This is a genomic window from Bacillus cereus ATCC 14579 (genome assembly GCF_000007825.1).
GTDB classification, from domain to species: Bacteria; Bacillota; Bacilli; order Bacillales; family Bacillaceae_G; genus Bacillus_A; species Bacillus_A cereus.
In genome coordinates, this window is record NC_004722.1 from 290001 (window position 1) to 292500 (window position 2500).

Below are 2500 nucleotides of genomic sequence, written 5' to 3' on the forward strand. Positions count from 1 at the left end.
GAAAGGTGTAACGATTTGGGCACTGTCTCAACCAGAGACTCGGTGAAATTATAGTACCTGTGAAGATGCAGGTTACCCGCGACAGGACGGAAAGACCCCGTGGAGCTTTACTGTAGCCTGATATTGAATTTTGGTACAGTTTGTACAGGATAGGCGGGAGCCATTGAAACCGGAGCGCTAGCTTCGGTGGAGGCGCTGGTGGGATACCGCCCTGACTGTATTGAAATTCTAACCTACGGGTCTTATCGACCCGGGAGACAGTGTCAGGTGGGCAGTTTGACTGGGGCGGTCGCCTCCTAAAGTGTAACGGAGGCGCCCAAAGGTTCCCTCAGAATGGTTGGAAATCATTCGTAGAGTGCAAAGGCATAAGGGAGCTTGACTGCGAGACCTACAAGTCGAGCAGGGACGAAAGTCGGGCTTAGTGATCCGGTGGTTCCGCATGGAAGGGCCATCGCTCAACGGATAAAAGCTACCCCGGGGATAACAGGCTTATCTCCCCCAAGAGTCCACATCGACGGGGAGGTTTGGCACCTCGATGTCGGCTCATCGCATCCTGGGGCTGTAGTCGGTCCCAAGGGTTGGGCTGTTCGCCCATTAAAGCGGTACGCGAGCTGGGTTCAGAACGTCGTGAGACAGTTCGGTCCCTATCCGTCGTGGGCGTAGGAAATTTGAGAGGAGCTGTCCTTAGTACGAGAGGACCGGGATGGACGCACCGCTGGTGTACCAGTTGTTCTGCCAAGGGCATAGCTGGGTAGCTATGTGCGGAAGGGATAAGTGCTGAAAGCATCTAAGCATGAAGCCCCCCTCAAGATGAGATTTCCCATAGCGTAAGCTAGTAAGATCCCTGAAAGATGATCAGGTTGATAGGTTCGAGGTGGAAGCATGGTGACATGTGGAGCTGACGAATACTAATAGATCGAGGACTTAACCATATAATATGTAGCAATGTTATCTAGTTTTGAAGGAATATGCCTTCATAGTTTGGTGATGATGGCAGAGAGGTCACACCCGTTCCCATACCGAACACGGAAGTTAAGCTCTCTAGCGCCGATGGTAGTTGGGACCTTGTCCCTGTGAGAGTAGGACGTCGCCAAGCAAGAACCTAAGTCATTTTGACTTGGGTTTTTTTGTGTTTATTTTTATTATTTTTAATTTAAAGGTAAGAATTACCTTTTCAAGAATATAGTCCAGATGTAAAAAGAATGTTTGTGATCTTACATAACCTTTTGTGCTTTTAAAGGATTTTACATTAGAAAAAATCTATAATTAAGGTAGTTAACATATATTTTTGATGGGTGTGGGGAATTATGAAAGAAATATGCATGTTATTAGTGGCTGTTATATTATGGGGCACAGCCATTGCGCCAACAAAATGGGCGTTAGAATCTATTCAGCCGTTTACTTTGTTATTTATTCGTCTTTTCTTTGCAGGTGGAATTTGTATGATATTCTCATTTAAGGAACTACAAAAATCAGTTGTACATAAAAAAGTTCCATGGAAAAGAATGAGTTTGTTAGCTTTTACCGGTGTAGCTGGTTATTTTATGTTTACATCCTACGGCATTTCTTTAACCAGTGGATTACATGTGAGTATTATAGATGCTGCGTTACCATTGGTTACAATTCTTTTTTCAGCACTCTTTTTAAAAGAGGAAATTCGATTGAATTATTGGATAGGAATTATATTGGGTGCTATAGGAGTACTCTTTATTACGATTCCATCTAAAAGTGCTAATCAAGAAGTGTCCTTAATAGGAGATATACTAATATTATTAAGTACTTTTCTATTTGCTTTCTACACAGTTTTGCTAAAACGACCAAAACAAGAACAGTATTTATCAAACGAGGTTTTTACAACATTAACTTTAATTATTGGAGCTGTTATTCTCTTACCGTTTGCACTGGTAGAAATTTTTTATTACGGTCTCCCAAAGGTTGAAACTTGGAAAACGGTACTTAGTGTAATATACCTTGTTATTGGAGCAACAATTTTAGCGTATTGGTTTTGGAATAAAGCGCTAGAGAGAGTTTCAGCATCAGTAAGCGGATTATATTTAAATGCATTACCATTAATAAGTATTATTACTTCAATTATTCTATTAAATGAATCTCTGACATGGAGAGTAATAATGGGAGCGAGTTTAGTCTTAATTGGAGTAGGATGGGCGGATAAGCAAAAGTTATGTAATCTATTAAAAGGTAACAAGGTGGAGAATAGAGACTGTTAAACAGTATGATTTATATAATTGAAATGTTAAAAAGATACCTTATATATGAGGTATCTTTTTTATTTAGCAAAGATAATAGACTAAAGTTAGTATGGATATTCTTTGCTGTATTTATATGTGTCGAAATCATTTTGAAATATTGTTTGGACAAGTTGTATACATTCAGTATCATAAAAGCTTTCAAAAGTTGGATGACGTGGAAATAAAGGATCAGTAATATCGCCTTCGCTAAAATTCCCTTTATAAATCATGGCGGGAGTTTGATGATGCCA

Annotated in this window: 2 protein-coding genes and 2 rRNA genes (2 of these 4 only partly in view); 3 read left to right on the forward strand and 1 reads right to left on the reverse strand. The window is 40.4% G+C overall.

Annotation, left to right across the window (positions count from 1 at the left end; all coding sequences use genetic code 11):
- The 3 genes from BC_RS01615 to BC_RS01625 form a co-directional block, all read left to right on the forward strand.
- A 23S ribosomal RNA gene (locus BC_RS01615) occupies positions 1–932 on the forward strand; it begins 1990 nt to the left of the window's first position.
- Positions 933–980: 48 nt separating this feature from the next.
- Positions 981–1096: ribosomal RNA gene (gene rrf / locus BC_RS01620) — 5S ribosomal RNA — on the forward strand.
- A gap of 211 nt (positions 1097–1307) precedes the next feature.
- Positions 1308–2228, forward strand: a complete 921-nt coding sequence (locus BC_RS01625; protein ID WP_000658271.1) for a DMT family transporter — start codon at positions 1308–1310, stop codon at positions 2226–2228.
- A gap of 86 nt (positions 2229–2314) precedes the next feature.
- Here BC_RS01625 and BC_RS01630 read toward each other — a convergent pair whose 3' ends face one another.
- A protein-coding gene (locus BC_RS01630; protein WP_000483018.1) for a sulfotransferase family 2 domain-containing protein crosses the window boundary here: on the reverse strand, positions 2315–2500 show its final stretch. It continues 606 nt past the right edge of the window; only the last 186 of its 792 coding nucleotides appear in the window; the start codon falls outside the window, past its right edge; it ends in the stop codon at positions 2315–2317.

Coding starts and splice junctions, on each gene's coding strand:
- BC_RS01625 (WP_000658271.1), top strand. CDS start 1,308: ATGAAAGAAATATGCATGTTATTAGTGGCTGTTATATTATGGGGCACA.